Origin of the sequence: Bacillus sp. MRMR6 (assembly GCF_001940785.1) — a bacterium.
Taxonomy (GTDB): Bacteria; Bacillota; Bacilli; order Bacillales; family Cytobacillaceae; genus Neobacillus.
The window spans coordinates 1-737 of sequence record NZ_MSLS01000088.1 but is presented as its reverse complement, the minus strand read 5'-3'; the positions used below and the strand labels follow the sequence as shown (position 1 = coordinate 737).

1 pseudogene is annotated in these 737 nt (G+C 35.5%); it reads right to left on the bottom strand.

The window, feature by feature from the left end:
• Window positions 1–737, bottom strand: a pseudogene (locus BTR25_RS26735) (transposase); the annotation flags it as partial.

The window sequence follows — 737 nt, the reverse complement described above, 5'->3', positions numbered from 1 at the left end:
ACCATTTCCTTTCTAAATTTATAAAGCATTTTTCCAGACTTAGATAAGCGATTTTCTCTTACCTTTTCCTTGTGCTCTTCCCAAACATGACGTGTTACTRCCTTTACCTTATTTTTGGAACGAGTACATTGGGAAAGAAGTGGACAGTTTCCGCATTTCTTTGAATTAGATTTATATTCTTTATAACCTTCACGATTTGTTGTACTGTAGTTTAATTCTTGATCATTAGGACAAACGTATAAATCTCGTTCTTTATCATATGTAAATTTCCATTTTGGGAATAAACCAGTAGTAGGATTTATCTTCTATGGGCAATTACTCCAAAGATATTACGGTCAGATAATCCCTTACAAATCGGGCTCGTGAGATAACCGGAATCAAGTGCCACAGCTTCTACCTTTAACCCAAATTGTTGGACCTGACGGTCCAACCGGCTTAAGTAAGGAACAGAATCATGAACATTTCCAGGTGTAACATATACATCTGTAATAATGTTACATTTCATATCTGTAGTCCGGTGATCAAGATAACAAAACATTTCCTGCTTGTTATCACGAGACATAAATCCACATTCAGGATCAGTAGTGCTAACCCGAATTTCTTTCGTTTCCTTCACTTCCTCCTTTTCCTTTAACGGATTTTTTCCGTGTGCTAATCTGTCTTCTTCAACTGCTTTATTTAGTTCATCAAAATAATCACGAGTTTCTACCTCAATTTCTTGTTTTGTGAATTTATGT